This is a genomic window from Sorangiineae bacterium MSr11367 (assembly GCA_037157805.1).
In the GTDB taxonomy this organism is placed as follows: domain Bacteria; phylum Myxococcota_A; class Polyangia; order Polyangiales; family Polyangiaceae; genus Pendulispora; species Pendulispora rubella.
Genome location: CP089983.1, coordinates 3,881,262 through 3,905,053, shown reverse-complemented (window position 1 = coordinate 3,905,053; position 23,792 = coordinate 3,881,262). Strand labels below are relative to the sequence as shown.

The 23,792-nt window shown below is 64.8% G+C and carries 18 protein-coding genes and 1 tRNA gene; 11 read left to right on the top strand and 8 right to left on the bottom strand.

Translation table 11 applies throughout. The annotated features are described in order from the left end of the window. Positions 1-100: 100 nt before the first annotated feature. Entirely contained in the window at positions 101-826 is a 726-nt protein-coding gene (locus LVJ94_15730; GenBank protein ID WXB08679.1) for a helix-turn-helix transcriptional regulator, read from the top strand. Here the strand turns inward: LVJ94_15730 and LVJ94_15725 are convergent, their stop codons facing one another. Further along, complete coding sequence (locus LVJ94_15725; GenBank protein ID WXB08678.1) at positions 827-2,548, bottom strand: protein kinase; 1,722 nt, start codon at positions 2,546-2,548, stop codon at positions 827-829. A 277-nt stretch (positions 2,549-2,825) separates the two neighbouring features. Between LVJ94_15725 and LVJ94_15720 the strand changes: the two genes are divergently transcribed. Next, on the top strand, positions 2,826-4,481 hold the full coding sequence (locus LVJ94_15720; GenBank protein ID WXB08677.1) for a serine/threonine protein kinase: 1,656 nt from the start codon (positions 2,826-2,828) through the stop codon (positions 4,479-4,481). A gap of 29 nt (positions 4,482-4,510) precedes the next feature. Then, positions 4,511-6,235 carry an ABC transporter substrate-binding protein gene (locus tag LVJ94_15715; protein ID WXB08676.1) on the top strand — a complete coding sequence of 575 codons (1,725 nt, stop codon included), beginning with the start codon at positions 4,511-4,513 and terminating at the stop codon, positions 6,233-6,235. 19 nt (positions 6,236-6,254) lie between these two features. On the opposite strand, the gene LVJ94_15710 is transcribed toward LVJ94_15715, so the two are convergent. Together LVJ94_15710 and budA are read right to left on the bottom strand one after the other, a co-directional pair. Next, on the bottom strand, positions 6,255-7,238 hold the full coding sequence (locus tag LVJ94_15710; protein ID WXB08675.1) for a PEGA domain-containing protein: 984 nt from the start codon (positions 7,236-7,238) through the stop codon (positions 6,255-6,257). Between the two features lie 44 nt (positions 7,239-7,282). Further along, positions 7,283-8,146 carry an acetolactate decarboxylase gene (budA, locus tag LVJ94_15705; GenBank protein ID WXB08674.1) on the bottom strand — a complete coding sequence of 288 codons (864 nt, stop codon included), beginning with the start codon at positions 8,144-8,146 and terminating at the stop codon, positions 7,283-7,285. 254 nt (positions 8,147-8,400) lie between these two features. Here budA and LVJ94_15700 point away from each other — a divergent pair, with 254 nt between their 5' ends. The 4 genes from LVJ94_15700 to LVJ94_15685 all read left to right on the top strand — a co-directional run bounded on the left by LVJ94_15700 (position 8,401) and on the right by LVJ94_15685 (position 14,001). Further along, positions 8,401-9,291 carry a hypothetical protein gene (locus tag LVJ94_15700; protein ID WXB08673.1) on the top strand — a complete coding sequence of 297 codons (891 nt, stop codon included), beginning with the start codon at positions 8,401-8,403 and terminating at the stop codon, positions 9,289-9,291. A 264-nt stretch (positions 9,292-9,555) separates the two neighbouring features. Continuing rightward, complete coding sequence (locus tag LVJ94_15695; GenBank protein WXB08672.1) at positions 9,556-10,017, top strand: hypothetical protein; 462 nt, start codon at positions 9,556-9,558, stop codon at positions 10,015-10,017. Positions 10,018-10,176: 159 nt separating this feature from the next. After that, positions 10,177-11,205 carry a hypothetical protein gene (locus LVJ94_15690; GenBank protein WXB10720.1) on the top strand — a complete coding sequence of 343 codons (1,029 nt, stop codon included), beginning with the start codon at positions 10,177-10,179 and terminating at the stop codon, positions 11,203-11,205. Positions 11,206-11,481: 276 nt separating this feature from the next. Next, the gene (locus LVJ94_15685) at positions 11,482-14,001 is read left to right on the top strand and encodes a bifunctional aminotransferase class I/II-fold pyridoxal phosphate-dependent enzyme/GNAT family N-acetyltransferase (protein ID WXB08671.1); all 2,520 of its coding nucleotides are present in this window, start codon (positions 11,482-11,484) and stop codon (positions 13,999-14,001) included. Positions 14,002-14,101: 100 nt separating this feature from the next. Here LVJ94_15685 and LVJ94_15680 read toward each other — a convergent pair. From LVJ94_15680 to LVJ94_15670, 3 genes are all read right to left on the bottom strand, one after another. After that, a tRNA-Pro gene (locus LVJ94_15680) sits at positions 14,102-14,176 on the bottom strand. Between the two features lie 65 nt (positions 14,177-14,241). Continuing rightward, on the bottom strand, positions 14,242-14,610 hold the full coding sequence (locus tag LVJ94_15675; protein WXB08670.1) for a Spx/MgsR family RNA polymerase-binding regulatory protein: 369 nt from the start codon (positions 14,608-14,610) through the stop codon (positions 14,242-14,244). Positions 14,611-14,639: 29 nt separating this feature from the next. Beyond that, positions 14,640-15,962 carry a M20/M25/M40 family metallo-hydrolase gene (locus tag LVJ94_15670; GenBank protein WXB08669.1) on the bottom strand — a complete coding sequence of 441 codons (1,323 nt, stop codon included), beginning with the start codon at positions 15,960-15,962 and terminating at the stop codon, positions 14,640-14,642. Positions 15,963-15,986: 24 nt separating this feature from the next. Here LVJ94_15670 and LVJ94_15665 point away from each other — a divergent pair, with 24 nt between their 5' ends. Genes LVJ94_15665 through argB form a run of 4 tightly spaced genes read left to right on the top strand, consistent with a single transcriptional unit; the run spans position 15,987 to position 21,263 of the window. Then, a complete protein-coding gene (locus tag LVJ94_15665; GenBank protein WXB08668.1) occupies positions 15,987-17,540 on the top strand; it encodes a family 43 glycosylhydrolase in 1,554 nt (517 codons plus the stop codon). Between the two features lie 7 nt (positions 17,541-17,547). Continuing rightward, complete coding sequence (locus tag LVJ94_15660; GenBank protein ID WXB08667.1) at positions 17,548-19,353, top strand: protein kinase; 1,806 nt, start codon at positions 17,548-17,550, stop codon at positions 19,351-19,353. A 36-nt stretch (positions 19,354-19,389) separates the two neighbouring features. Beyond that, entirely contained in the window at positions 19,390-20,445 is a 1,056-nt protein-coding gene (gene argC / locus LVJ94_15655) for an N-acetyl-gamma-glutamyl-phosphate reductase (protein WXB08666.1), read from the top strand. Continuing rightward, on the top strand, positions 20,436-21,263 hold the full coding sequence (argB, locus tag LVJ94_15650) for an acetylglutamate kinase (GenBank protein WXB10719.1): 828 nt from the start codon (positions 20,436-20,438) through the stop codon (positions 21,261-21,263). The genes argC and argB overlap by 10 nt, the downstream gene beginning before the upstream one ends. Before the next feature lie 16 nt (positions 21,264-21,279). Here the strand turns inward: argB and LVJ94_15645 are convergent, their stop codons facing one another. Next, entirely contained in the window at positions 21,280-22,272 is a 993-nt protein-coding gene (locus LVJ94_15645; GenBank protein ID WXB08665.1) for an aldehyde dehydrogenase family protein, read from the bottom strand. Further along, positions 22,272-23,792 (bottom strand): aldehyde dehydrogenase family protein, encoded by a 1,521-nt coding sequence (locus LVJ94_15640; GenBank protein WXB08664.1) that lies wholly within the window; start codon positions 23,790-23,792, stop codon positions 22,272-22,274. Before LVJ94_15640 ends, LVJ94_15645 begins: the two co-directional genes overlap by 1 nt.

Genomic DNA, 23,792 nt, shown 5'->3' with positions numbered 1-23,792 from the left:
GGCCGGTCATCGATTGCGCCGTCGCGAGATGGCATTGCGCGTGCAGTCGCATTCTGACGCATTTTCGCGTGGGACGAGCCCACGATGGAGATAGGAAACCATGCAGTCGGATATTCGGCGAGACATCCTGCTCGCCTTGCGACACACCGTACGAGCGCCCATCGCCTTCTGTTTCGCCGCCTCGGCGGAGAGTGAAGGCCACGTCGAGGGACTCCACTCGGTCGACGGGAGCTTCACCGAGCTTCCGAATCAGTGCCCTCAGGCCCTGGCCGACACATTTCGCTTTCCCATTGCCTTCGCTTACACGTCGTCCCGTTACTGCATCGCCGCGAGCACCCTGGCTGAATCGCCCACTTTCCTCGAAGGTGCGTATCCCCTCGTTCCGTCGAATGGGAATGCGCTGCTCCTCTACTTACGTCTGGGCGATTCACTCTTTGGAATGGCCGGACTCGCACGACGAAGCGACGATGCCCGCTTCGACGACGGCGATGTTCAACACCTCGAGCAGATTGGACCTGCGCTGTCCTCGCTCACCATGCTGCACACCCACGTGCTCCACCTGCGGCGCGAACGCGCGTGCATTCAGGTGCCGCCGCCTCCGCAAACACAAACGCAGGTGCAGACGATCCCCACGTCCCTCTCGGAACGCGAGCAGCAAGTCGCGCGGCTGCTCGCCGATGGGTACAGCTGCGTGAACACCGCGGCCGTGCTGAACCTCAGTGAAAACACGGTTCGCACGTACGTGCGGCGGCTTTATCGCAAACTCGATGTCACCAACCGCGTCGACCTGGTGCAACGCCTCATCGCCGCCCCCGCCACCGGGTGATCACTTCCACGGATCGGACGAATCGAAGGCCGGCTTCTTTCGCTTGGCCCACGGATCGTCCGAGCCCGCGGGCTTGGCGGCCCCCGATGGTGCCGCCGGCGGCGTGTTCGCCGGCGGCGCGGGTTGCGCGACCGCCGCCGTTTGCGGGGCCGCGCGCTCCCCTTTGTCCCGTCTCGGCGCGCTGGATTGCCGCTCCAGCGCGAGATCGAGCGACGCCGTCTCCGACGAGAACTCCACCCGCACCGATTTGGACGCAAACCCCGACGCCTCCGCGCGCACGCGATGGCTCGCCCCGTCGCGGACGAATTTCCCGACGAACGGATTTTCCTCCACCTCGATGCCATCGACGAAGATCTTCGCGCCGGGCGGTGCGGCGTGGACCGTGAGCTCCGTCAAGGTCGATGCCGGTGCTGCGCTGCTCGACGATGGCGCCGGTGCGCTCGAGGGCGACGGCGCCGCCGCCACGGCATCCACCACTTTCGCCGTGCCCAAACGATTCCACGGCCGCCACAGGACGAGCGCGCCCGCGGCGGCCGCCAAGGCCACCACGCCGATCACGCGCGGCGATCGGTACCACGGTGCACGCTCTGCAAGATGACTCCCGAGAAACGGCGCCTCGGAGAGCGACTGCGAATGCCCCGTGATGATCGACGACGAGAGGCGCTCGTCGCGGATCGATGCGGGCAGCAGCGACTGCAAGAGCGGCACACTGGGCACGCCGTCCCGTGAAAGGGCCGCTCCGCGCATGCGCTCCTCGATGGCCGCGCGGATGGCCCGCCGCTCTTCGGTAAAGTGTGTACTCACCAGAGCGCCAAGCTCGCGCGGTGTGGCATGTGCATGCTCCGCGGCGAGGTAATCCTCGATGGCCGCGCGAAGCTCGTCGGCGCTTTGGTGGCGGGCGGCGGGATCGGTGGCCAACGCCTTCATCACCATGTCGTCGAGCACGGCGGGAACCGCGGCGTTCACCTCGCGCGGCCTCGGAATGCGCGATTCGACCACGCGGCGGTAGACCTCGATCTCGTTCACCTCGCGTCCCCAGAGGCGCCGCTTCGTCACCGCCTGCCAGAGCATCACGCCGGCCGCGAACACGTCGGTGCGGCGGTCGATCTTCTGCCCGAGGAATTGCTCGGGGGCCATGTACGTGAATTTGCCCTTCAACACGCCGGTGCGAGTCTCCGAGCGGGAGCCGGCCACTTTGGCGATGCCGAAGTCGACGACCTTCACCTCCCCTTCGTAGCCGACCAAAATATTGTGCGGGGATACGTCCCGGTGGACGATTTCGAGGGGGGTGCCGTTGAAGTCGTTCAGCTCGTGGGCGGTGTGCAAGCCGGCGAGGGCCTCGGCGATCACCTTCAAATGGAGTCGCAGTGGAATGTCGCCCTTCGCGGCACGGAAGATGCGCTCGAGGGTCTGCCCATCGACGTACTCCATGGCCATGAAGTAGGCGTCGCCCTCGCGGCCGATCTCGTTGATCTGCACGACGTTGGGGTGGTTGATTCTGGCCGATACACGGGCTTCGTTGAGAAACATCGCAACTTGGTCCGGCTCGCCGGCGAGCTCGGGGCGAAGTTGCTTGATCACCTGCAATTTGTTGAATCCTGCAGGCCCTCGCACCACCGCGAGGTACACCACGGCCATCCCACCGCGGCCCAATTCGAGTATTGGACGATACTTGCCCGCTGCCACTGGCAGCTCGTTGGCCACGACCCCTGTCACGAGCACGGAACGCTACCGGCAGGTGTCCATCCGCACAAGCTTCAAGATTCACACGAGCCGCAAGAATATTTCAGGTTGGGTGGACACGAAACATTACTTCAACGTCACCCACATGCAATCACGCTCGGAAAGGGCATTCCACTCGCGCCATCTTGCTTTATGGTGCGCTGTGGAGCGCGGGGAGGTGAAGCATGCAGTCGAGGGGTGAACATTGATCGATCAGGCAGCGCCGCTCCCCGCGGATGCTCGGTACGAGCCAATATTCGAACTAGGGCGAGGCGGAATGGCAACGGTTTACCTTGCCATCAGCCGCGGGCTCGGGGGCTTCAACAAACTCGTTGTGCTCAAGCAGCTCCGGTCGGATATTGCCGGCGATCCGGAATTCCTCCCCATGTTGCTGGAGGAGGCGCGAATTGCGGCACGCATCAACCATCCCAATGTGGTGCAGACCAACGACATCGGGTTCGATGGCCGCGCGCATTACATCGCGATGGAGTACCTCGAGGGGCAGACGCTGCACGACATCACCCGTCGCCTCTCCGAGCAGGGGCGCCGTCTGCCGCTACCGCTCTATTTGCATATTCTGGCCCAGGCGCTTCGCGGGCTCCATTTTGCACACGAGCTGGCCGACTTCGACGGTTCGCCGCTCGCCATCGTTCATCGTGACATGACACCGCACAACGTCTTCGTGACCTACGAGGGCGTGGTCAAACTGCTCGATTTCGGTATCGCCAAAGCAGCCGATTCGAAGAACGAAACGCGAAGCGGCACCTTCAAGGGCAAATTGCGCTACATCGCCCCCGAGCAGGCGCTGGGCATCCCCATCGATCGGCGCGCCGACATTTTCGGCATCGGGGCGATGATGTGGCACGCACTCGCAGGTACCCGCCTCTGGAAAGACGTGGCCGAGACGGACGTGTTGATGCAGCTGGCAAAGGGCGAGATCCCGAACATCGCCCACGCTGCCCCCAACGCCTCGCCGGAGCTTCTCGCGATTTGCCAGAGTGCCCTCGCGCGGCGGCCGGAGGAACGGTTCGCGACCGCCGCGGAGATGATGGAAGCGCTGGAGACGCACGCCGCGCGGGTGCAGCCGCGCGAGCTTTCGCAGTTCGTGGGCCAACTCTTCGAAGAGCGGCGCGCGATTGTGCGCGCGGCCATCGACCAGCGGGTGCGCGAGGGGCTCTCGGGCACGGAGATCCCCGTGCTCGCGACGGGGCACTCGGCAGGGACGACGTCGGGGCCCTCGATACCGAGCCTCTCGGGGGCGCGCGCGCTGCCGAGCAGCCCGTCGAACACGTCGTCCGGATCGTCGAGTTCGCAGGGAAGCTCCTCGCCGTTCGCATCGCACCCCACGCGCGCGTCCACTCCGCCCTCGCCGATTCGGCGGCATGCCGTGGGGGCTATTTTCGGCGTTGCCGCGGCGGCGCTGGGATTCACGGCGTACAAAATGGTGGGGCAGCCTTCGGCCGCGCCGGCACCTGCGCCCGTCGCCGTGGCGAGTGCCGCACCGCCGGCGTCGTCGGCACCGGCGAAGCCCGCGGCGGACAAGGCGCATCTTCGCGTGACGGTGACGCCGGCCACGGCGAACATCCGGCTCGATGGGGCATCGTTTTCCGGGGATGGCCAGGTGGCCCGCGACGGAGCATCGCATCGACTCGAAATCGAGGCGCCGGGGTTCAAGCCCGAGTCGGACTACGTCGTCTTCGATCGCGACGACCTGGCCATGGCGTACACGCTGTCCAAGAAGGATGCACCCACCCGGGGACCATCGCGCTCGAAGAGCAAGAGTGCGGCAGCGGCCACGGTCACAGGGGCGCCCGAGCCTCCCCCGTCCGCCACGCAGAGCGCTGCACCGGCGGCTTCGTCCTCTTCGACCGCGCCTGCAACACGCAAGCGGCAGCCAAAGACGTCTCTCGATTCCGCGGATCCGTGGAAATGACACTTAATACGGTGAGGTTGACTATGCGCATGATTGGGCGACGCAGGCTTGGTACCAGCGTCTTCGTACTTGCTTTGGCGACCGTGGGCTTCAATTGTTCGATCGTCGTCGATTCCGAAACCGCGCAGTGCGACACCACCGCGGACTGCACCAAACGCGGACCGGCCTTCGCCAATGCGACGTGCAACACATCGTCCCACTATTGCGTCACCTCGGGCGGCCAAGTTGGGGGCGATTGCAAGAAGAACCAAGACTGCCTCGATGCGCACCCCGGCGAGCCGTGGACGTGCCGCAAATCCGACCTCACGTGCGCGAAGCTCACGTCCGCGGAGTGTCCGGCCTACCTCGCCGATCCCGCCGACTTGGCCAACGACAATGCGATCATCCTCGGGACGATTCTCGATCGAACCGGAACGGCGGGCCCGATCGGGCAAGCGATGGAGGTCGCTTTCAACTTTGCGCGGCAGGACTTCCGCGACGCCGTCTCGGGACTTCCGCCGCTCACCAGCGGCGGTGGCCGCCGGCCGCTGGTCCTGGTGAATTGCGATGAAAATGCCGCCGCCCCGGCCAATTCGGATCCGGTCAAAGCCGCGAATCACTTGGTCAACGACTTGAAGGTGCCCGCCATCTTGGGCGGCTTCTACAGCTCGACGACCATCAAGGTCGCCCAGAACGTCACGATTCCGCAGCACGTGCTCCTGGTCACGCCGGCATCGACCAGCCCGCTGGTCACCAGCCTTCCGAGCGCGGACCCGCGTCTGGTCTGGCGCATGGTCCCCAGCGATATCATCCAGGGGCAAGTCGTGCCCGCGGTGACGCGGAACATGGAGGCCACGCTGAAGACCGAGGTGGGCCTGCAGTCGACGGACAAGATCAAGGTGGCCATCGTGCACCGTGGCGACGCGGCCGGCAGTGCGATCGCGCAGGTCGTGATCGACAATCTCGAGTTCAACGGTGCCAGGGCCACGGCCGAGGGCAATCGCAATTACTTCAAGGAATACAATTACGGCGATCCGCTGGCCGATCCCGGCGGGTCCGAGGCCAAGTACACGCAGTTTGCGACCGAAATGTACTCGACCTTCCAGCCGCACATCGTCATCACCGCGGGTTCGACCGCGGAAGTGGTGACGAAGATCATGAAGCCCATCGAGAACCCGGACAACTGGAAGCAACCCGGATGCGGCCCCACGGCCAACAAATGTTACCGGCCGCGTTACCTGCTGGCGAATTCGAACTTCCAGGCGCAATCGCTGCTCGACTTGGTTGGGAGCAACGCGGATTTGCGCCACCGAGTTCTCGGCCACGTCGCGCAGACGGAAGGCACCAACCTGGAGAAACTGAAGCTGCGTTACAATGGCGCCGGCGCCAGCGTTCCCTTCGTTCCGCTGGTTCCCTTCGCCTACGACGCCGTGTACTTCACCGCGTTCGGCATTGCCGCAGCCAGCGAATCGCCCCTCACGGGCTCGGCCATCGCGAAAGCCTTCCCGAAGATCCTTCCGCCCAACAACGTCTCCATCGACGTCGGTCTGAACAAGATCCCCGACGCGCTCAACACCCTGGCGGGTGGCGGCGGAATCGACTTCAACGGCGCCTCGGGGCTCCTCGATTTCGACACGAAGACGGGCGATGCGCCGTGCGACATCCAGGTCTGGTGCATCAACAGCAACAGCTCGGGGTTCAACAATTCGGGCTACTACTACAACGCCAAAGCGGGCAGCATGCAGGGTGCCATCGACACCGGCAAGTGCCCGTAACAGGACGCGGAAACGAGAGCTAGAACTTGCCCTGCGTGACGACCCCGAAGGGCGTCACGTTGAGGCTGACGGAGGGCGCTTCCTTGTTGGAGGCGCCCTCGCCTTTCCATGTAACGGCTTTGACGGTCAGCCAGGTGGATACGCCGGCGCCGACGATCGTGGCGCCGAGGAGAACGTCGGACGCAATCGAGAACGTCTTTACGTCCTTGCTCTGCGAATCCATCTTGCTCGGATCGGGATCCGGTGTGTTGCGGGCGTCGGAAAGTTTGTTCGATTTGTCCAGGGCCAGGTAGCCGGTGATGCCCGTGGCGATGGCCAGGGCTCCGGTCACGCCCCACCCGACCCACGCGCGCGTGGTCCAGGGGTTCGGCTCGGTGGACTCGACCGGCGTTGCGGCGAGTGCTCCCTTGGGGGCGGCGGCACCAAGGTTGGTGAGACTGAGCTCGACGTCCCCATTTTCGCCGACCGCGATGTTCACGACCTTGGTCACGGGGGCATACCCCTCGCGGGTGGCGGTGACCTTGCGATGGCCGGGGTTGACGCGGACGCGTCCGAGCGGCGCCTTCCCCACGGGAACGTCGTCGATCGACACGTCGGCACCGGGGATGTTCACGCGGACATCGAGGTTGGCGACCAGCCCTTTGAGCTGGGACACGTACTTGTCGACCTCCGCGCGGCGCGCGTCGGGAATGTCGGTGCCACCTTCGGAGAGGTAGCGCTCGAAGGCCTTCAACGCCTGCGAGAAGTCGTTCAACTCGCGATGGATCAGGCCGATGTTGTAGAGAATCTTGTAGCTCGGCGCGAGCTGGTTGGCCTTCTCGCATTCCGCGAGGGCCGAGTCGAAGGCCTCCGTGTTGAACAGCTCGAGGCAATGATCATAGTGCCGTCGGGCGGCGTCCTTGTCGCCGCCCGCGGGACTGGCGGGACCTGCGGGTGCCTGCGCGAACGCGGAAACGCTGACGAGGGAGAGGGCCGAGAACGTTGCAACGTGGATAAGGCGCACGCCCCGAGAATCCCCCGAAACGGCAGCTCATCGCAAGCCCTGTATTAATCTTCCTCGGGAATCGGAGCGGTCATTTCGAGACGATCGAGGGCCTCCACTTCCACGGTCGCCCAGTCGAGCGCCACATCGAGAACGTGCCCGCCCGCGCGGTGGTTGTCCGACACGAAGTGGAAATGGTAACCGGTAGCGTTGGCGGTGCCGAGGTAGGTGGGTAGCCGGAAGCCGACCAAGGTGCCGCGGATGTTCGTATTCGTGAATTCCACCTGCGTCTTTACCGCCTCGGCGAGCGGCGGATACGGAATCGATTGTCGGCGAGGTGCACGCGTTTTGATGGACGCAAAGGATCCGTGCACCTTGATGGCGAACATACGGTTCTGGTCCGGAACGGCATTGGTCACGAACGTCCGCAATGCCTCGTAGTTCGCCAGCGGAGACTGGACGACATAATGAGAGTCGGGCCGAAAATCGGTGACCGCCGCAAAGGGCACGGGATCGTTCCGGTGGGCGACGCGCAGAACGCCGTCGGACGTAAATCGATAAACGACGCCGTCGAGCACCATCATCTCGCCGTCGAGTGCGTTGTACGTACCAACCCCGAAATCGCCGTTGCGCCCTACGTCCTTCGCCGTTGCGGGGCCATCGAGCACTCCGCGATTGAGCTGATCCAGTGTCCCGAATTGAACCAACGTCCCACGATGGCGGTGCCCGCGTGACTCACGCTCCCCATTGGATTGTGCGCTTTCCGCATTCTCGATGGTCGCTGCAGTGACCATGCTTTCCGAGGTTTCGACCTTCTCGGATTGGCCGGAATACGTAGAAGACGGAGAAGAAGAGCAGGCAAAAAGGCACGACGAAAGAACGACACCAACGGCGCCGCTCACGCGAAAGGCGCGAAAACGCAACGACATGTAGGACCTCCTTTGAGGTTCGCTTGGCGATTCTTAATTCGCTGTTACAGCCCGGCCATTGCACCCGCAGGTACGCCCCGCAAGCGGGGCTTGAGCCTGCCCGCCATCGTCCGCGACGAAAGCGGGTTTCACGGCAAAGGTACGAAGAGACTACGCACGTGCGGAAAACGATACAAGTGCGTTCGAACGAGAAAGATCGACATCGTCACGCCTCATATCGGACTACAGAAGCGTAAAGTATCGTCCCTCGACCGATGATTGCGCGCCGCACATTCTGTCAGCTTGCCGGGCTCTCGTTGGCGGGGGTGCCGTCGGCGTCGGCGTCGGCCTTGCTGGGCGACGATCTCGAGATGCGTGACCTTCGCCTGCCTGGAACCTTCTCGAAACGAATGACGCTGTTTCTGCCGAAACACCTCTCCAATGGGGCAAACGGCAGTCCGACCGCGCGGCTGCTCGTTCTCTTGCACGGCCTTGGAGAAACCACGGACGAGCGCGCAGGCGCTTACGCATGGATCGAGCGCTATGGATTGGGAACGGCCTATGGGCGCCTGCGTCATCCGCCGGTCACGCGCACGTCGCGACGCGAGGACATGACCGATGCGCGGCTGGCCGAGATCAATGCACAGCTCGGCGCGAAGCCATTCGGGGGATTCGCCATCGCCTGCCCGTATCTGCCCAACGTGCACGCGACGCGGACGTCGCTCGACGAGGTTGCGCGATGGATCGTCGAAACGGTGGTGCCGCACGCTCGCGCTGAGTCGAGCCTCGCCGACGCAAGCGCAGCCCACACCGAGATCGACGGATGCTCGCTGGGCGGATACCTCTCGCTGGAGATCTTCTTGCGCCGCCCCGAAGCCTTCGGTGCCTGCGGCGGCGTACAGAGCGCGATCGGCGAAGCATCGGCGGCGCGCTACGCGGAGCGATTCGCCAAAGCGATGGCCCGCGTCGGTCCGCGCGACGTGTACCTTGCGACCAGCTCACGCGATCCATTCCGCCTCGGAAACGAGGCCCTCGCACGAGAGCTTGGCAAACGCTCCATCCGCCCTAGGCTCCTTAGCCTCCGCGTGCTCCCCGGCCCGCACGACCAACCATGGCTTCGCGAATCCGGGACACTCGATATGCTGCTTTGGCACGATCAGCGATAACGTTACGGCGGGAGGTTACGTTTCGAATCAAGAGCTTCGATTTGGAGCGTAAGTTCCCACGTTGGGGATAAATGCGTTTATCGCGCGCCACCATCTGGCGCGGCGTCCCCAGGCGATGTTCTTTTGGTACCGAGAAGCGCAATCTCTCGGCGAACCTGAACCTAAAGCGCTGCCGTGTAACGACAAGAACGGCATTGGTTTTCGATTCTCAAACGTTACACTCTCGATCGTTTTGCTTATTGGGGGAGTTCGGCGGGGATATCCATGTACCGGAGTTATTGGATCGATCGTGTCGGCGTGGTCGTCTGGACGACCGTGGAGATCGAGGATGCTTTGGCGCTTCGGCGCGAAATGCAACACCGCCACGATCGACTGCGCTCATCGCTCGTGCTCATCATGGATTTTCCGGAAGGCCTGGCCTTCCCCGGGCCGCACGTCCGTGCGGCCCTCAAGGAGCACGGCACCCCGAGCCTGAAGCTTTGCTCCACCGCATTCAGCGTTATCGAGGGGACAGGAATTGCGGCGAGCCTTTTTCGCACGGCCAACCGCGCCTTGCTGACGGTCATGGGGCTCGCGAAAACGTTTCGCACGTGTGAAACGATCGACATGGCGTTGGAGAGTCTTCCACCGGAGGTGAAGAACGCGAAAGATGGGCTGCGACGGCTGCTCGAAAAAGATGGCATCCTGCTCGCGCCATCCGAGCTGCAGCCCTGGATTCCCGAATGAGGCCTCCCATTGCCCCGATTGCGTCGATTTCACAAATTAGCTTTGCCGTATCTCGTAACCCTCACCGCCCTGGCTAGTATTCACGCCGCATCACCCCCACGAGCAGGAACGGGGCTCCCGCCGCCAGACGGCGAGGCACTGTTCGAAGACGAAACCTTTTTGGGGAACGGCCGCACGTGCGCCACCTGCCACGCGGGCCACGAGACGGACATCGACCCCAAACGAGTTCGAAGGGTGTATCGGCACCGACCCCGCGATCCCCTCTTTCGAAGCATCGACAGCAACGACGGCAAGGGAAACGATTACTCCCTTCTCCTTCGCGATGCGACGTTTCGCATTCCCTTCGTCTTGCCGCCGAACGTCACCGTCGACGAGCGGGACGACAACGTCTACGTGGACGCGCAGGGCCGCACCGTCGTCGTCCTTCGCCGTGCCGTCCCGAGTGTTCGCAACATCGCGTTCGAAGATCGTCTCATGTACGACGGCCGCGAGAACGCGGACCTTCCCCATCAAGCCATCACCGCCGTGCAGACGCACGACGAGCCGGGTCGGTTGCCCACGCAAGCGGAGGCAGATGCCATGGCAGCGTTTCAACGAACGCTGTTCACCGACCGGCATCTCGAACGCTTCGCCGAAGGCGGGCCCCCGCCCGAGCTCCCGCGCGGCATCACGCCCGCGCAACGCCGAGGGCGGCGCTTTTTCGAGCAGCGCAATGCTCCCGACGGTTTGTGCGCGATGTGCCACAGCGGACCACTGCTCAACACAACCAACGTGTTCAACCCCATCGAAGGTCCGAATCGGCGCATCGCGGGCAACTTCTCCAGTGAGCTAAATGCCAACGGCTACCCGGCGTACACCTTTCACTTCGAGATGCCCGATCACACCGTGAGGACCATCCGCACTCCGGACCCGGGGAGGACCATCATCACCGGCGATCCGTGCATCGACGATCCGGCAGCGTGCACCATCAACCCGGGCAGCACCGCGTCGATCTTCAAGATCCCGACGCTCTGGGGCGTGGCGAATACGGCGCCGTACTTCCATGACAACTCGGCGAGAACGCTGGAAGAACTGATGGTGCATTACCAGAGGTTCTTCCACATCACCGCCGTGGGTCTGCAGAACCCGGACTTCGAGATCGACGATCAAGAAGCGTCAGACATCGTCGCATTTCTCCGGCTTCTTTGATCCTAGGGAAGCGGCTCCGTTTTACGTAGAGAGAAGTGAGCCATCACGGGGCGACGTGGACGCTGAACAGCGATTCGTCCAGCGAACCAACATCGGTTCAACGTTATTTGCAATTTCTGAAACATCGATGTTGGAGTGACACTGGGCATATCGCAGTTCACTTTTTGGTGAATGCGTCCACTCGACTCGTCACCTCATCGGTCCAATAGTCGATGGATCGATGGGGGGCTCCATTCTTTCGCCACAGCCAACGCTGTTGCTTACCGAGAGCCGAACATGGAAGCTTCCGAGCACTTGCAGATCGTCGAAGAGATTCACGGTGAAGCACGCCGGCGGAAGCTCTTCTTTCAACAATGCACCGATGCCGCGTTGATTGACCGTCAGGTTACTGTCAACGGCAAGCACCTGCTGTCGTTCTCCTCGTGTTCGTACCTATCGCTGGAGAACCATCCCGCGCTGGTGCAGGGCGTGCACGATGCCGTCGATCGCTATGGCACTCAGTTTTCCTCGTCGCGCGGGTACCTTTCGGCGCCCGCGTACGAGGAGCTCGAAACGCGGCTTTCGGAGATTTTCGACGGGCACGCGCTGGTCGTTCCGACCACGACGTTGGGCCATCAGTGCGTGCTTCCCGTGCTGGCCAGCGAGAAGGACGCGTTGATTCTCGATCATCAAGTGCACCAGAGCGTGCAAGTCGGCGCCACCCTCGCGCGGGCGGCCGGCACGCGCGTGGAGGTCGTGCGCCACGGCGAGCTGGAACGCGCATGCGATCTGGTGGCGCGGCTCGCGCGGCGCATGCGCACGGTGTGGTTCGCGTGCGATGGCGTCTACAGCATGTACGGCGATCTCGCGCCGGCGCGCCTTCTGCGTCAGCTTTTGGACATCGCGCCGAACGTGCGCATCTACGTCGACGACGCACACGGTATGAGCTGGGCGGGACGGCACGGGCGCGGCAGCTTCTTGTCGCGCATGCCGCTGAGTCCACGCATCGTGCTGGTCACCTCGATGGTGAAGGCCTTTGCGGCAGGCGGCGCGGTGGCGGTGTTCGCCGATCCCCGCGAACGGGAGCGGGTGCGCATGTGCGGTGGACCGCTGCTCTTTTCGGGACCGTTGCAGCCGCCCATGCTGGGCGCGGCGCTCGCATCGGCGCGCGTGCATCTATCGGACGAAATCGTGGAGCGCCAGAGCGAGCTGCGCGAGCGGGTGGACCTGTGCAATCGCCTCATCAAGGACGCGAGCTTGCCGCTCTTGGTCGAAAATGAATCGCCCATCTTCTACATGCGGCTCGGGCTACCCCGAGTGGCCTTCGCCGTGGCCGAGCGGCTGATGGCCGAGGGTATGTACGTCAACGTCTCGATCTATCCCTCGGTACCGATGAAGCGCGCGGGCATCCGCCTGGCGCTGACCAGTGCGCACACGCCGGAGGACGTGAAACGGGTGGTCTCCGCACTCGCCCGTCACGTGCCCGAGGTGTTGAAGGAAGAAGGCCTGTCGCGGCACGAGCTCGATGGCATGTTCGAGCACGCGGTTCCGTCGGAATCGCTTCGCAGCAGCGTGTACGAGCGCGCTTCGTCGCGCCCGCCGGTGATGAGTGCCCCGCTGATGGTCCAAGTGAGCCACACGATCCACGAGGTGGATCGCGCACTTTGGAACCGGACACTCGGAGGCGTCGGCGCCTGCAGCTGGGACGCCATGGCCACGGCCGAGAAGCTTTTTTCGAATCAGCGCGAGCCGCAGCACAATTGGAAATTCTGGTACGTGGTCATCCGCGAGCAAAACGGAAACCCCGTTTGCGTCACGCACTTCACGCAGAGCCTGAACAAGGACGACATGTTGATGCGCGCGGAGGTGTCGGAGGCCGTGGAGGCACGGCGCACGCGCCAGCCGCATTTTCTCTCGTCCGAGGTCATCATGACCGGATCGCCCCTGTCCGAGGGCAACCATATTTACCTCGACCGGCGCGGCCCGTGGCGGGCGGCGCTCGACTGGATGCTCCACCTCGGCCACGAGCAGTACGAGGCCGTGCAGGCGAACATGTTCATGCTGCGCGACATGCCCGACGGCGACGCCGAGATGGATGCCTTCATGCTCGACCGCGGCTTCGTCAAAATGCCGATGCTCGATTCACACCGGCTCGAGATCCGGTGGAAGGACGAGAACGAGCTCGCCGCCACCCTGTCCAAGCGAAAGCGACAGCACTTACGCCTGCAGATCGAGCGCGCCGCACTCTTCGACGTGCGGAGCCACGGCGTGGGCAGCGATCGAGGCGAACCGCTCGATGCGGCGGAGCAGGCTCATTTGTGGCGCCTTTACCGCAACGTCGCCACGCGCAAGCGGCGGTTGAACGTGTACGAGCTGCCCGAGAGCATGGTGGCGGCGTTTCTCGCGTCGCCCGCCTGGGAGGTGGTGACGTTGCGCTTGCCGGCGTCCGCGGGAGGCCCCGCCGATGGCCTGCCCATCGCCTGGTATGCCGCCCACGTGCACGGCGAGCACTACGCACCGTTTTTGTGCGGGTTCGACTACCGCTACGTGCTCAGTCACGGCGCGTACCGGCAGGCGCTCTATCAAATGGTGGTGCGCGCGCGGAAACGCGGCAAGCGCGTGGTGCACCTGGGCATGGACGCGGACATCGAAAAGAGCCGCTTTGGCTCGCACGCCATCAAGAATTGCATCTACGCGCAGGTCCGCGACCACTACAACGGTGCGGTCCTGCGCGAGATCGTCGCCGAAGTCGGCGTGGGCTCGGCGCCCCCCGCTTCGTGCCGAGCCACCGAATTCCGACAGGATTCGGTCGCATGACCCAATCACTGGGCCGCTCTCGAGATGGGCAGGAGTGTGAAGAGGTGGAACCCTCTTCACGAACTCGGACTACCGCGGATGGGAACCCGACTTTTTACAGTCGGGGCGAGTGGATTCGAACCACCGACCCCCAGACCCCCAGTCTGGTGCGCTAACCAGGCTGCGCTACGCCCCGTGCTTCTTTCGATTCGGTGAAGCGGGCGCCAAGCTAGTCGAACCGCTCATAATCGCAAGCCCGATTCATCCGAAAAGCTCTGCGTAGGCTTCTTCTCGGAAGCCGACGAGCACTTGCGAGCCTTTCACGAGCACGGGACGCTTGACGAGTTTGCCATCTTCGGTCAGCCACCGAGCGATTTCGGCGTCCGAGGCCGCGTCGAACTTGGCCTTGCCCAGGGCACGGTAGCTCTGGCCGCTCGTATTGAGCCATTTGCGCACGCCCACGCCGCTCGCGGGGATCCACTTGGCCAACTCGGCGGAGGTGGGCGGCGCGTCGACGATGGGACGCACCTCCGGCTCGATCCCGTGGGATTTGAGCCACTTGAGGGCGTTGTTGCAGGTGGAGCACTTCGCGTACGCGAGAACCGTGACGCTATCTTTCCCTTTGGCCATGACGGCCGGACGCTATCACGTCCCAGCCGTCAGCCGGCGTCGCCGGCATCCGTCACGCCGGCATCCACGCCGTGGCCTATCCAGAGAGAGCGCTGCGCTGCGCCCGGAACGACGCGTATTTCGGGCGTGGGTTCCTCCTCGGGCGTCCGTGCGCGGCCGCAACCGGCGAGGACCATCACCGCCAGGACGGCAAGAAGGTACCGCGCGAGGGCCTGGGCCTTGGGAACGAGGGTGTCGACCTCGATGAGCTCGTCCTTCGTGTGAAAGCCGGTGCCGCGCGGACCGAGTCCATCGATCGACGGGATGCCGATGTCCGCCGTGGTGCTCGCGTCCGAGCCACCGCCGATGAGCGCGGCCTCGCCGTCGCCCAAACCGGACACGCGGGCGCAGTCGCCGTATGCCCGAAGAAGCGCGGCACTGGCATCGGTGCGCTCGAGCGGGCGGCGGGCGATGCCGCCCTCGATCCGAATGCTCGCACCGGCGACGTCACTCCCCGCCTCTCCTATTTGGGCGGCGGCCTCGTGGAAGGCGGCGACGAGACGATCGGCGTCGGCATTCGAGACGAAGCGCGCATCGAAGAGGGCCTCGGCGTGGTCAGGCACCGTGTTCTTGCCCTGCCCTCCGCTGATTTTGCCGCAGTTGACGGTGATGCCGCGATCGTAGTCCGTCCAGCCTTGCGCCTTGTCGATGAAGCGCGAAAGCGCCCAGATGGCGTTGATGCCGTCGCGGTGGTTGGCCCCCGCATGCGCGGCCTTGCCCGAGGCGATGGCCGTGATGCCCGCCGTTCCCTTGCGGCGTGTGATGATGGCGTCGGCCTTGCGACCGGCCTCGAAGACGAGCGCCGACGCCGATCCACGCGCGGCCGCCTGAATGATGGCGTACCCTTCGGGCGAGCCCACCTCTTCATCGGCAACGATCACCAGGCGCACGGGCGGAATCGCATCGAGCCCCGCGGTTTCGGCCACGGCGCGCAGCGCAAAGGCCACCACGACGAGCCCGCCCTTCATATCGAGCACGCCGGGACCGCGCGCGAGCGACCCATCGCGGCGGTAGCCCTCGAAGGTACCGGGCGGAAACACCGTATCGAGATGCCCCACCAGCGCGATGGGCGAAGCGCCTGCAGCGCCGTCGCTCGAGAACACCAGGTGATCGGCATAACGAGAACTCGGATGCACCGCACAACGGAGCCCGTGGATGGCAAAGGTCTGCTCGCGCAGCCGCGCCCCCACGAGGCGTCCACCGTCCGCATTGTCGGTGAAGGAATTTTGCTCCACCAAAGGGCGAAGCGCCTCCTCCATCTCCGTCGTCTTGCCCTCGAGCCAGTGTGCAGCGTCTTCCGCGCGATGGTTCACGGCCACAGACGTTACCATGAAGCCATGAACTGCTCGAACGAGTACGAGGTGACATCGGATCCGTTCTTCCGGATTTACGATCCGAGCGCCGGCGAATCCGAGCCTTGGTACATCAACGACCACGCATTCATCCGAGGACCGGATGGCACGTGGCATCTGTTCGGCATCACGCACACGGAGCCGGCTGCGCCGCTCGACGAGAAGTCCTTCGCGCATGCGACGTCGCCATCCCTGGCCGATGGGCCATGGCAGAAGCAGCCTCCAGCGTTGGTGGCGGATCCCGCCTACGGGGAAACGCTACTCTGGGCGCCGTACATCCTGCTGCACGAGGGCACGTACTACATGTTCTACTGCGCCGGCAGCGAGGATCACGCGCGCTACCGCATCCGCCTGGCCACATCGACGGATCTCTGGACGTGGACGCGCGCCCCCGAGCCACTCTTCGAGGATGGCTTCGATGCGCGCGATCCGATGGTGATCCGCGTCGGCGATCGCTGGGTGATGTACTACACCGCCACGCTCGAGCCCTCCGGCGGCGCGCACGTGGTCGCGTACCGAACGAGCAAGGATCTGCACCACTTCGGGGAGCGGCGCATCGCATTTCGGGATCCCTCGAGTGGAACCTTTGGCGGCCCGACGGAATCGCCGTTCGTCGTCGCGAGGGACGGCGGGTATTACCTCTTCATCGGGCCGCGCGATGCGTATTCGTCGACGGCCGTGTACTTCAGCGACGACCCGTTTCACTTCGAACCTTCGCAGCGGGTCGGAGCGATCGCGTCGCACGCCGCGGAGGTGGTGCAAGATGCCGATGGCACCTGGTACGCGAGCGCCGCCGGCTGGGGCCAGGGCGGCGTTTACCTCGCGCGGCTGCGTTGGGAGCCGGTGAAATACGTGACGGTGAACCGCCCTGCGTACCGCGCCATCGTGCAGGTGGCGCCTCGGGCGGCGCTGCGCTCATTCGTGGCGAAGTTTCCCGGCGCCGAACCGCGTGAGCTTCTCGCATCGTCGTTCCGCGCGACGGGGCCGTACCTGTCGGTGGGGGCTTTCGGCGTGACGGATCGGCCAGGTGCACCGGTGCAGGTCGAGGCCAGCGCGGATGGTGCGCGCCTCGCGCTGAAGGGCATTCCGATGGGCAACGAGCCGGTGACCCTCGATTGGACCTTCACCTTCGGCGAGGAGCACATCGATCAAGCGTTCACCTGGCACGTCGCCGGAGAGATGACGTCCGTTTGGGAGAGCGCCGCCGGGCTTGAAACGATCTTCCCCTGGGTCGGCGACGCGGAGAACCTTCGTCGCGAAGGTGACGTCGCCGGGTTCGGGCCGTGGTCGCTCGCCGGCGACGAAGGCACGAGCCTCGTGCTGGCGTACCGCACCGGTTCGGCATGGCGCGAGGACAACCGGTGGTTTTCCCCCGCGCAAGGCTATATCGCATGGCAGCCGCTCTGGAAAAATGGAGGCGTACCCTTGCGTGCAGGAACGTACCCGGGCGGTCTCTTTCGCATGGCCGCGAGCGCACGCGGCAGCGACCGCGGCTTTGCCGATCGCATCGCGGCCGATCTGAACGGCGCCGTGGTATGAGATGCCCATGGTCGAACGAGCTTCATCGCCCATAGCCTCGGATCCGGACGACCCGTTCGCGTGGATCGGCCACGCGCTCGAGGGTCGTTACGACGTCGAGAAGGTGGTCGGCGAGGGCGGATTTGCGGTCGTGTATCGAGGGCACCACAAGGGCCTCGACGACGCGGTGGCCATCAAGTGCCTCAAGATTCCGCGCAAGCTGGCGGGGGAAGAACGCGAGCGCTTTCTGCAGTCGTTCCTCGACGAGGGAAAGCTCTTGCACCGGCTCTCGCGGGCAAACGCCAACATCGTGCAAGCGCTGGACGTGGGCGCCACGACGTCGCCCAACGGCACGTGGACACCGTACCTGGTGCTCGAGTGGCTCGAGGGCGAGTCGCTCGATGACGAACTTCGCGCGCGCTCGCGCAAGGATCTGCCGCCGCGGAGCCTGGAGGAGACCTTGGCGTTGCTCGAGCCGGCAGCCCGCGCGCTGGCCACGGCGCATGCGCAGGGCATCGCCCACCGGGACATCAAGCCGGCAAACCTGTTTCTGTGCACGGTCGCGGGCAAGCGGATCATCAAGGTCGTCGATTTCGGCATCGCGAAGGTCCTCGGCGAGTCCACGGATCTGCAGCGCGCGCACGAGGCGACGGGGATGTCACTCCACGCTTTCACACCGCGCTACGGTGCGCCGGAGCAATTCGATCGGCGCTTCGGGGCCACGGGGCCGTGGACCGACGTGTTTGCGCTGGCCCTCATCGTCGTGGAGATGGTCGCGGGCCATTCGGCGATGCAAGGCGACAGCGCGCAGCTGTTCGTGGCATCGAGCAACGTTCAGCATCGGCCGACGTTGCGTGCGCTCGATGTCGATGTGGGACCTGCGGCGGATGCCATCGAGGAGGTGCTGCTTCGCGCACTCGCCGTCGACCCGAAGGAGCGCTACGGGACCGCGGGCGACTTTTGGGACGCGCTGATGCTCGCGGCGAAAGCGACGACCATCGTCGATGCGTTGGCCGCGCAACCCGTGACCGCCGTTCGTCCGAAGGTGCCGGTCGATCCGCTCGCACCCACCGTGCCGTCATTGCGCGTGCCCGATACGACTCGAGTCGACGGACTCAGACCCGATCCTTCGATCAGCACGGCCATGGCCTCGGTCGATGTACCTGCGCGCGCGCCGGCGCCCAAGAGCCCCTTCCTATGGATCACGCTCGCCGGCGCCGCGGCCCTCGGCGTCGTGTGGTTCGCCTTTCGCGCGCCGGCCGAATCGCCGCCGGCCCGCGCAGCCACGCCCGTCGCGTCGTCGTCGGCGCCCACGAAGGCTTCACCCTCCGTGGTCTCGGCGCCGCCACCCCTCGCCTCGACGAGCGCGGCACCGAGCAGCGCCCCTGCACCGGTGCCGCCACCCATGCCATGCTCGTCCGGGCTCGTCCCGTACGTGGACACCAGCGTGGGTTACGCGCTGTGCATTCCCAACGAGCTCCGCGACATCGTGGCCGTCGACGGCGCCATCCGCAAAGGGGAGCTCGAGCTGACCATGCGCGGTGGCTACCTGCAGCCGCCGGCCACCACGCTGGACTCGATGTTCGAACGCGACAAGGCTGACGATCCCGAGACGGGCCGCACCATCCTTTCTGGCAAAACCGAAAAAACGGCAAATGCCTTTTCGCTGGCGGGCACCGTTCATGGCAAATCGTTCTTCCAACGAACCGTCACCACCACGGACCGATTTGCCACGTTCCAGCTGGTCTACCCGACGGCGGATCGCAAAACCATCGAGCCCAAGCTCGAGCACATGATGCCGACCTTCATCATTGGGAGCAAATTACCGCGTTAGCGAGACGACTTCTCCAAGTTGGATTACGCTCCGCGCATGGCAAAGCGATTCAAAGCCGCCGTCATCGGCGGCAGCGGTTACGGTGGGGCGGAGATCATCCGACGACTTTTGCGGCACCCGGAGGTCGAGCTCGTTCGCGTGGCGTCGGTCGACTTCATTGGCGAGCCCGTCACGGTGGCGCATCCCAATTTGGAAGGTCAAACCGATCTGCGATTCGAAGGGATTTCACCCGCCGAGGCCGCAGCGGGGATGGACGTGGTGCTCCTCGGCCTCCCGCACAAGGTGAGCGCGCAGAAGATGCCCGAGCTCATGGAGTCGGGCGCACGCGTGGTGGACCTATCGGGTGATTTCCGCCTTCGCGACAAAGACGTTTACAAGCGTTACTACGGCGCCGAGCACCCGTGTCCCAAGTTGCTGGCGGGAACCTTCGTGTACGGTCTGCCCGAGCTCCATCGCGAGGCCATTCGCGCGGCGCGTTACGTGGCGTCGCCGGGTTGTTTCGCCACCACCATCGAACTGGCCTTGTTGCCGCTGGCCAAGCGTGGCTGGCTCGAGGGCGAGGTCGAAGTGGTGGGCATCACCGGCTCGTCGGGCAGCGGGGTCGTGCCCAGCGCGGGAACGCATCACCCCGTGCGCGCGAACAACCTGAAGACGTACAAGCCGCTCGATCATCAGCACATCCCGGAAATCGTGCAGACGTTGGGCGATGCCGGTGCCAAGGACGTGGCGCTTCGCTTCGTGCCGGTGAGCGCCCCGCTCTCGCGCGGCATCTTCGCGACGTCGTTCGCGCACGTGAAGGAGAGTGTTTCTCCCGACGAGATCCGCGCCGCCTTCGCGGAGACGTTTGCGCACGAGCCGTTCGTCCGCGTGCCATCGAAGCGCTTGCCCGAGGTCGCGGCGGTCAAAGGCACCAACTACGCCGAGGTGGCCGTGGTTCCGGGCGAAGTCCGCGATGGGAAACGCGTGGTCGCGTGCTTTGCCGCGACGGACAACCTCATCAAGGGCGGCGCGGGCCAGGCGATTCAGTCGATGAACTTGATCCTCGGGCTCGACGAGCGGCTCACGTTGGAAGATCCGGGCGGCTGGCCGTGAGTCAGGCTCCCATCGTTTTGAAGCTCGGCGGCGACGTCGTCGCCGGGCCTTACCTCGGTGCGATCGCCACGGACGTCGTGGCGCTCGCGCGCTCGGGCACGCCCGTGGTGCTCGTGCACGGTGGCGGGCCCCAGGCCACGGCGCTGCAAAAGCAACTCGGCCAGACGCCGAACATCGTCGGCGGCCGACGCATCACCGACCAGGCCACGCTCGACGTGATGAAGATGACCCTCGCCGGCAAGGTGAACGTCGACCTCTGCGCCGCGCTGGTGGCCGCAGGCGCGCGCCCCGTCGGCCTTCATGGCGCGAGCTCCTGCGTGATTCGCGCGGTGAAGCGACCGCCGCTCGTGGTCAGCGGCGGCGGGCCCGATCCCATCGACTTCGGCTTCGTGGGCGACGTCACTGGGCTGCACCATGAGCTGCTCTCGCTGCTTCTCGGCGCAGGGTACGTCCCGGTGCTGGCCTGCCTCGGTGCCGACGAAGCCGGCAACGTGTACAACATCAACGCCGACGTCGTGGCCAATCAGTCGGCCATCGCGCTGGGTGCTCGCTCGCTGTTCCTCGTCACCGACGTTCCGGCCGTGCTGCGCGACGTCGCTGATCCCACCTCGCGCATCCCACGTCTCTCGCTGGCCGACGGCAAGAAGGCCATCGCCGACGGCGTCGTGACCAAGGGAATGATCCCCAAGCTGGAAGAGTCCTTCGCCGCCATCGCCGCTGGCGTTCGCGCCGTTCACATCGTCGGGCGGCTCCAGCCGGGCGATCTCGCCCGCGAAGCCGCCGAACCTGGAAGCGTCGGCACCGTGCTCGTGCCGTAGGTGCCGCGAGCGCGCCTTAGACGCCGACCGGATGCCAGACGGTCTTCGTCTCGAGGAAGCGCTCGATCCAGCCTAGCCCCTGCCCTTCGCCGTCCTCGAGCCAGAATCGCTCGGACGGCGAGGCGTGGGTCTTCACGCGCTTGATGCTGCCCGCGCCCTCACGCTCGAGCGTCGCACGCAGCTCCTTGTCGCGCACCCACGCGTCGATGGCGATGACCTCACGGTGCTTCGCCAGGATCGGCGCCATCTCCGCGGCCTGCCCGGTGAGCACGTTGATCACGCCGCCCGGCAAATCGCTGGTCGCGAGGCACTCGCACAAGACGATCGCCGTCCGCGGATCGCGGTCCGTCGCAATGGCCACCACGGTATTGCCGCCGGTGATCACGGGAAGCACCGTGGACACTAGCCCGAGCAGCGCCGGCGCCTCCGGAGCCACCACGCCCACGACCCCCATCGGCTCGGGCACGCTGAATCCGAAGTGCGGACCGCTCACGGGATTCGACGACGCCACCAGCGATTGGTACTTGTCGCAAAAGCCCGCGTAATAGATGGCGCGATCGATGGCCGCATCCGTTTCCGCTGCAGCATTCTTCGCGCTCGCGCCGCCGCGCACCAGCGAGGAAATCAATTCATCGCGCCGCGACTCCATCACCTCGGCGAGGCGATAGAGGATCTGCCCGCGATTGAACGCCGTGCGCGCGGCCCATTTCTCTTGGGCATTCTTCGCCGTGAGCACGGCGTCGCGCACGTCCTTGCGCGAGCCGCGCGGAATGTTGATGACCGACGGATCCGCGTCGATGCTCGTTTCGTGGCTCTTCACTTGGAAGTACCTCCCCGACTCGGAGCGTACGAAGGCGCCGCCCACGTACATCTTGTACGCCTTCGCAATGCGCAGACGCACCGGCACCACCGGCTCGTCCACATGGGAGAGAGCAGCACCATTGGTCGGCTTCACTTGGGAAACCCGATTGCCCTTCGTCTTCGTCGCGGTGGATTTGCGCGCGGCCATCACCCGACCTCCACGTATGCGGAGAGTCCTTGGCGACCTCCCTCGCGGCCAAAACCGCTTTCCTTGTATCCGCCGAACGGCGACGAAGGGTCGAACTTGTTGTACGTGTTCCCCCAGACGACGCCCGCCTTGAGGCGCTGCGCCATCCAGAAGATCTTCGCGCCCTTGTCGGTCCAGATGCCCGCCGACAGGCCGTACATCGAGTTGTTTGCCTTCTCCAGCGCCTCTTCGGGCGTGCGGAACGTCAACACGGTCAGCACCGGTCCGAAGATCTCCTCGCGCGCAATGCGGCTCGATTGGCTCGCGCCGGTGAAGAACGTCGGGGGGAACCAATAGCCCTTCGACGGCAATGCACAGGCCGACGAATAGCGCTCGGCGCCTTCTTTGCTGCCTGCCTCCACCAACTGCTTGATGCGTTCGAGCTGCATCTTCGAGTTGATGGCGCCAACGTCGGTGTTCTTGTCGAGCGGATCACCGAGGCGCAACGTGGAGATCCGGTCGCGCAGCTTTTTTACGATCAAGTCGTGCACGCTCTCCTCGACCAGAAGGCGAGAACCGGCGCAACACACGTGCCCTTGATTGAAATAGATGCCATTGACGATGCCCTCGATGGTCTGATCGATGGGCGCATCGGCAAATACGATGTTCGCGGCCTTTCCGCCGAGCTCCAACGTGAGTCGCTTCGACGTGCCGGCCAGTGCGCGCTGAATCTTGCGCCCCACGTCGGTGCTGCCGGTGAACGCAACCTTGTTCACGTCGGCGTGCGACGCCAGCGCCGCCCCCGTCTCGCCTGCCCCCGTCAAGACATTGACGACGCCGGGCGGGAGCTCGGCTTCTTCGATGATCTTCGCCAAGAGGAGCGCGGTGAGCGGCGTCGTTTCGGCGGGCTTGAGAACGACGGTATTGCCGCATGCGAGCGCCGGAGCGATCTTCCAGGCGGCCATGAGCAGCGGGAAATTCCAGGGAATGATCTGACCCGCCACGCCAAGTGGCCGCACGCGCCGGCCTTGGAATGCGTAGGCAAGCTTGTCGGCCCAACCCGCGTGATAGAAAAAGTGCGCCGCGGCGAGAGGAATGTCGACGTCGCGCGATTCCTTGATCGGCTTTCCGCCGTCCATCGACTCCACAATGGCGAGCTCGCGCGCCTTCTCCTGAATGGCGCGCGCGATGCGAAAAATGTATTTCGAGCGCTCGGCCCCGCCCATTTTCGACCAGTATTTGTCATAGGCCGTGCGGGCGGCACGCACTGCGTCGTCGACGTCGCGCGCGTTGGCGTCCGCGACCTCGGCGAGCTTTTGCTCGGTGCTCGGGCTTACCGTGGCAAAGTACTTCCCACTCTGCGGCGCCTTCCATTTGCCGCCAATGAAAAGCCCGTACCGTGGCGCGATCTTCACGTGATCGGCCGATTCGGGCGCCGGCGCGTAATCCCACGCACGACCGAAGACCAGCGCCGGCTCGGCGTTGGACGGCGATTTCGCGAGCTTGCCCGCTCCCTCTCGCTTCGTCAGCTCGGACTTCAT